The organism is Caldisericum sp. (assembly GCA_022759145.1).
Taxonomy (GTDB): domain Bacteria; phylum Caldisericota; class Caldisericia; order Caldisericales; family Caldisericaceae; genus Caldisericum.
The window spans coordinates 1-5,585 of record JAEMPV010000070.1; the positions used below are offsets into that span (position 1 = coordinate 1).

The 5,585-nt window shown below is 36.2% G+C and carries 6 protein-coding genes; all 6 read right to left on the reverse strand.

The window, feature by feature from the left end:
• Positions 1-28 precede the first annotated feature (28 nt).
• Genes aroC through aroH form a run of 6 tightly spaced genes read right to left on the reverse strand, consistent with a single transcriptional unit; the run spans position 29 to position 5,377 of the window.
• A complete protein-coding gene (gene aroC / locus JHC30_05065; protein ID MCI4463524.1) occupies positions 29-1,168 on the reverse strand; it encodes a chorismate synthase in 1,140 nt (379 codons plus the stop codon).
• Complete coding sequence (locus JHC30_05070; protein MCI4463525.1) at positions 1,152-1,937, reverse strand: shikimate dehydrogenase; 786 nt, start codon at positions 1,935-1,937, stop codon at positions 1,152-1,154. Before JHC30_05070 ends, aroC begins: the two co-directional genes overlap by 17 nt.
• Positions 1,930-3,213, reverse strand: a complete 1,284-nt coding sequence (aroA, locus tag JHC30_05075) for a 3-phosphoshikimate 1-carboxyvinyltransferase (GenBank protein ID MCI4463526.1) — start codon at positions 3,211-3,213, stop codon at positions 1,930-1,932. Before aroA ends, JHC30_05070 begins: the two co-directional genes overlap by 8 nt.
• A complete protein-coding gene (locus tag JHC30_05080) occupies positions 3,207-4,028 on the reverse strand; it encodes a prephenate dehydrogenase/arogenate dehydrogenase family protein (GenBank protein MCI4463527.1) in 822 nt (273 codons plus the stop codon). The genes aroA and JHC30_05080 overlap by 7 nt, the downstream gene beginning before the upstream one ends.
• Complete coding sequence (gene aroF, locus JHC30_05085) at positions 4,012-5,025, reverse strand: 3-deoxy-7-phosphoheptulonate synthase (GenBank protein MCI4463528.1); 1,014 nt, start codon at positions 5,023-5,025, stop codon at positions 4,012-4,014. The genes JHC30_05080 and aroF overlap by 17 nt, the downstream gene beginning before the upstream one ends.
• Positions 4,994-5,377: a chorismate mutase gene (gene aroH, locus JHC30_05090; protein ID MCI4463529.1), complete on the reverse strand. Its 384-nt coding sequence runs from the start codon at positions 5,375-5,377 to the stop codon at positions 4,994-4,996. Before aroH ends, aroF begins: the two co-directional genes overlap by 32 nt.
• Positions 5,378-5,585 lie beyond the last annotated feature (208 nt).

The following is a 5,585-nucleotide window of genomic DNA, read 5'->3' on the forward strand; positions in this document are numbered from 1 at the left end:
TTTCCCGAACCCATAAATCCAGAGATAATTATCTTTGCCAAAAATACCTCCTTGACGAAATATAGTAATCAAATGAGGCTTTTACATCATCAATATGATCGCCTGAAAATTTTTTCAGGAATGATGATGCAAGGACGAAAGATATTCTTGATGCGGATATAAGAGTAACTGCAGGTAAAACTACCGTATCAGACCTTACATATATGCTTTGAGTCTCAACCCATTTATCCAGATCAACCGACCTAATCCCTTTTCTTACAGTTGGGATTGGCTTTGAGTAGAATTTTACAGTGATATCTTCGCCGTTTGTAATACCACCCTCGATACCACCCGCATTATTTGTTTCCCTTTTAATTTCTCCGTCTTTTAATAAAAATCTATCCTGAAACTCGCTTCCTTTAAAATTTGAGGCATCTTTCCCTCTCCCAATTTCTACAGCCTTAACGGTGGGCACACTCATAACTGCCTGGGCAATAAGCCCATCCATCTTCTCTTCCCACCTGTTATAATCCCCAACACCTATCGGGAAGTTCTTTACGATAACCATTCCACTTCCACCAAGTGTATCACCCTCTTCTATAGCCCTGTCTATTTCTTTTTTTATTTTCTCCTCACTATCTTCAAAAGGAACCAAAAGTGACGAGTTAATTGCCCTGTTGAATAGTGTATCTACATCTGCAAATGATTCACATGGGATATGAATATCGTTAATAGATGTTACGAAAAACAGAATTCTTACACCGAAGATTTTCAAAAATGTTTCTGTAATACTTCCCGTAACTACATCAAGTGCAGTTAGTCTTCCGCTTGTTCTTTCAGAAGGTATTGCAAGGTTTTCGTAGTTGTACTTTATACTTCCTGCATAATCCGAATGACCTGGCCTTGGAATTTTAAAAGACCTTTCAGTTTTATTTGTTTCCCAATCTCTGTTTCTTATTCTAAATCCAATTGAAGCGCCTGTTGTAACGAAGTCTTTTGTGATGCCAGAGAAAATTTCAACTGTATCCGTTTCGATTTCCATTCTTTTTCCTCTGCCATAGCCTGCATTCCTCAATCTTAGTCTTGAATTTATGAAATCCTCGTCTAATTTGATGCCTGCAGGTAGTCCTTCTAGGATTCCTACGAGGTATGGTCCGTGTGATTCCCCTGCACTATGAAATCTGAGCATTGAGTCCTCCATACCATATTTTTACATTTTCGAGGCACTGGAAATAGAGCATATCGTATCCATTTTTGATTTTTGCACCGATTTTGGCACCAATTCTTAAAAACTCAGTCTTTTCCGGATTGTATATGAGGTCATAAAGAATCATATCCTTGTTTATCCACTCGCTCTTTATGAGTGTTTCGTTTCCGTTGAGTCCTACAGTTGTTGCATTAATGAGGATTTTTGCATTTGATATTATACCCTCTACTTCTTCTAATTTCACTGGAATCACTTTATTCCCGAGCATCTCTTTTATTTTAAGGGCTTTTTCGAATGTTCTATTTGCAACAAAAACGCTCTTTACATTTACATCAATGAGGGCTTTAATAACAGACTTCGCTGCGCCACCACTTCCGAATACAAGTGCAGTATTGCCTTCAATTTCATTTAAAAATGGCTCTATGCTTTTCTTAAACCCTGTATAGTCAGTATTAAACCCGTAGAGTTTCTCATCTTTAACAAGGACAGTATTTACGGAACCGATTTCTTTTGAAAGTTCATCTAACACATCAATGTATTTTATAACTTCTTCTTTTAAAGGTTGCGTGAGATTAAATCCCAGGACATCTTTATCTAATTTTATCCACAAAATACGCTTTTCTAATTCTTCTACTTTTGTTGGAAGTAAGGAATAAGAAGCGACTTTATTGAGTGATTTGAATAATTTTTCGTAGATTTTTGGAGAATATGAGTGTGATAGAGGATAACCAAGAAGATAGAATTTATCCATAACTTATACTCCTCAGAATTTCAAAAAATTCAGGGAACGATACCTTGATGGAATCTATTTCCTCAATGTATATGTCTCCTTTGCAAACGCTTCCAAGAACAGCAAAAGAAAGCCCTATTCTATGGTCAAAAGCAGTCTTTATTATCCCGCCTTTTACGGCGCCTTCTTTTACAATAAATCCATCTTTATATTCGTATGCTTCAACACCGATATTTTTAAGATTATCCACGATTAGCTTTATCCTGTCGCTTTCCTTTACTCTCAACTCCGTTGCACCAACAACACGGACGCCACCTTTTACAAGAGGTCCAATTGCACCTATAAGCGGAAGTTCGTCTATAAGTAACGGTGCTTCATCTTTTGTTATCTCAATTTTTGAAAGTACACTTGACTTTACAAGAATATCTCCTACATCCTCACCATTTACCTTTCTTTTGTTTATAATTTCAATGTTTCCACCACTTCTTCTAAACACATCTATGAGATAAGTTCTTGTAGGGTTTAAGCCAACATCCTTTAGGATGAGTTCACTATCTTCAAGAAGCATTGCTATTGCAATGAGATATGCTGCTGATGAAAAATCTCCTGGAACAAAAATTTCCCTTCCATATAGCTTTTCCACAGGATAAACTGTAATTTTATTTCCGTAAACTTCTATTTTTCCTCCGAACTCCTTTAACATAATCTCTGTATGGTCTCGAGTTTTTAACTTCTCGTATATGGTGGATTGTGAGTTTGCATTGAGGGTTGCAAGTATTATTGCGCTTTTAACCTGTGCAGATGGGATTTCCATATTGTATGTGATACCGTGAAGTTCTTTACCGACAATTGCAAGTGGCAGATATTTTCCATTATCTCTACCTATGATAAAACCTCCCATAAGTGTTATTGGGTCTATGACTCTTTTCATCGGCCTTCTTCTTAAGGAGTCATCGCCTGTTAAAAAGAAAGTCTTGTTGTTTACAGAAGAAAAAAGTCCGGAGAGTAGCCTTGTCGTTGTGCCAGAATTCCCAGCATCAAGCACGTTATCAGGTTCTTTTATGTCTTTAAGACCGATGCCGCTAACTTTTATTTCTCCATTTTCGATACTTATGCTAGCACCAACTTCGGACATAATCTTCAAAGTCCTTTCTGTATCAAGTCCCATATTTGGATTTTTAATATATGATTCGCCATGTGAAATAGAAGAGAAAATAAATGCTCTATGTGTTATTGATTTGTCACCTGGGATTTTTGCACTACCCTTTACACGTTTAATCTTTTCTACTTTTACCAAATTTTGTCCCTCCTTTTTTTAACAACTTCAGCAACATGCAGAAAATCATCACTTTCAATTGTTGATAAAAATTCCTTTAATGTTTCAATGTATTCAGTAAGGAACACCTTTATTTTTTCTTTATTTGTTTTTACAAATCCATACGACATCATAGGATCGCCACTTGCAATTCTTGTTACATCTCTTAACCCTGAGCCTGCAAAGTCAAAAAGGTTTCCCTGGTCCTTTTTCATAAGATAATAAAATAGAGACAGAGAAACTACATAAGGCAAATGGCTCGTAAGACCGAGTATGTAATCATGCGTATCTGCATTTAGAAAAACAGGGTTACTTCCAATATCTTTAACGAGTTTCAACACGATATCCAATTTTTCTTTTGTAAGATTGTTTTCTTCTGTGAGTATAAAGGGCTTATTCAAAAATAAGTTTGGATCGGCATTTTCAATACCTCCCTTTTCCTTCCCTGCAAGCGGATGTCCTCCTATGTAAAAGGAATTTACACTTTTCATTTCTTCTAAAACTTTACCTTTTGTGCTCCCAGTGTCTATTAAAATGGAATTTCTATCTATTTTGTCTTTGTGTGTCTTTATAAAATCTAAAATAAACTGGACAGGAATTGCGATAAGTATAACATCAGACTTAAGACCTTCTTCAATTGTTTTTGCTTCATCAATTACATCAAGTTCAATTGCCCTTTTTAAGGTAGAACTATCAGCATCGTATCCATATCTTTTCCACTTATTTTTTAAAGAAAGGGAAATCGAACCACCTATCAAACCCAATCCGACTGTAAATATACTAAATAGGTCTTCCAACTGCCTCACCTACTTTTTTGAGTTTTTCCATGAGTTCTTTAAATTGTTCTGGGTGTAAGGATTGTGCTCCATCTGATAATGCCTTTTCTGGCTCGGGGTGCACTTCGACAATTAGTCCATCTGCACCTGCCGCAATTGAAGCAAGAGACACTGGTATAATGTAGTCTCTTAAACCAATTGCATGCGACGGGTCTACTATAACAGGTAAGTGGGTGAGGGATTTTAGCACAGGCACTGCAGATATGTCAAGTGTGTTTCTCGTGTAAGTTTCAAATGTCCTTATCCCTCTTTCACAGAGAATAACATTTGGATTTCCATTAAACAAAATATATTCTGCTGCAAGAAGGAACTCTTCGATTTTTGCAGATAGCCCTCTTTTAAGGAGGATCGGTTTGCGTGTTTTGCCAACTTCTTCAAGGAGAGAAAAGTTTTGCATGTTTCTTGCACCAATTTGAATGATATCTGCGTATTGAGATACATCTTCAATCTGCTCGATTGACATTACTTCTGTAACAACTGGTAAGCCAAATTTTTCTTTTGCCTCCTTGAGATACATAAGCCCTTCTTTTCCGAGACCTTTAAAACTGTATGGGGATGTTCTTGGTTTAAAGGCACCACCTCTCAAGATCTTTGCTCCATAATTTTTTACAATCTCTGCAGTTTGTAGCAACTGTTCCCTTCCTTCAACTGCGCAGGGACCAGCCATAATGACAACTTCATTGCCACCTATTTTTATGCCATCAACAGTTATAACCGTGTTTTCACTTTTAAATTCTCTGCTTGCAAGTTTGAATGGTTTTAGAACTCTAATCGCATCTTCCACACCGTGAACACTGAGCCAATAATCCCTATCTTTAGCCCTTGAATCACCTACAAGGCCGATAATTACCCTCTCATTTCCCTTTGATATATGCGGTGTAAGACCTGCATCCTTTATCTTCAGGACAATACTTTCGATTTCTTCATCACTTATACCCTTTTTCAAAATGAGAATCATTGTTCACCTCCAGATCTTTTCTTAAAGTTTTTGCTTTACCAAGGTAGACTGGTTTTAGTTTTTTGTCTGTATCGACAAAAATCATTACTCTAATACATTTTTCGAGTGCACCTTCAACATATTTATGTTCAAGGTCAAGGAAAGGAGTTTCGTTCAATCCAAATTCCTCTCTTACTGCAGTTGAAGGAAAGCCTTTTGTAAGGTCTCCTGTCATAGTAAATATAACAGAGATTATCTCATCTTTTGAAAGCAAATTTTCTTTCATAATGCTCTCAAATAGTTCTTGAGAGGCTTTATAAATTTCCTCTTTTGAATTGTTTTCTACAGTTATCGCACCTCTTACCGCTTTCATTTTCTCTCTTATGAATTTGATAAATTTTAAAATTGTATTAAAGATAATATTTTTGTCAAGATTGTGGAAATAAAGCAGTATAGGAACTTTAGGCTATTTTTGAGAGACGGAGGCATTTATTTTAAAAAATTTTCATTTTGTAACAACATTTGCGATTTTGAGGCAATATAGTCACTAATTCAATTCATTTTGTTCACACCTATTCATT

What these genes read in the sequence shown, in the direction of transcription:
- aroC (MCI4463524.1), bottom strand. Translation starts at nt 1,168, where the DNA reads ATGCTCAGATTTCATAGTGCAGGGGAATCACACGGACCATACCTCGTA.
- JHC30_05070 (MCI4463525.1), bottom strand. Translation starts at nt 1,937, where the DNA reads ATGGATAAATTCTATCTTCTTGGTTATCCTCTATCACACTCATATTCT.
- aroF (MCI4463528.1), bottom strand. Translation starts at nt 5,025, where the DNA reads ATGATTCTCATTTTGAAAAAGGGTATAAGTGATGAAGAAATCGAAAGT.
- aroH (MCI4463529.1), bottom strand. Translation starts at nt 5,377, where the DNA reads ATGAAAGCGGTAAGAGGTGCGATAACTGTAGAAAACAATTCAAAAGAG.